The following is a 234-nucleotide window of genomic DNA, read 5'->3' as shown; positions in this document are numbered from 1 at the left end:
ATAGCCGATTTCGCGCAAATAGGCCTGATAATCTGCCATCGAGTAATTGCGGTTGGCTTTGTACCACGCGTCGAGTTTAGCCTGCAGGTCATCACGCTTGGCAAGCAAAGCCTTGTTGCGCGGTGCAAGGTCTTTGACCATAGCGGCGAGACCGTTCCAGAAATCACCGGCAGCTATGCCTGTATCCGGCAGAACTTCCTTTTCAAGAAAACTGCTCAGTTCCTGATCAACCTG

1 pseudogene is annotated in these 234 nt (G+C 51.7%); it reads right to left on the bottom strand.

The window, feature by feature from the left end:
* Positions 1-234: pseudogene (locus HBA93_RS23670) on the bottom strand (malate synthase G); the annotation flags it as partial.

The sequence above is a fragment of the Ochrobactrum sp. SFR4 genome (genome assembly GCF_019730395.1).
In the GTDB taxonomy this organism is placed as follows: domain Bacteria; phylum Pseudomonadota; class Alphaproteobacteria; order Rhizobiales; family Rhizobiaceae; genus Pseudochrobactrum.
This window is presented reverse-complemented; position numbering and strand designations above follow the sequence as displayed.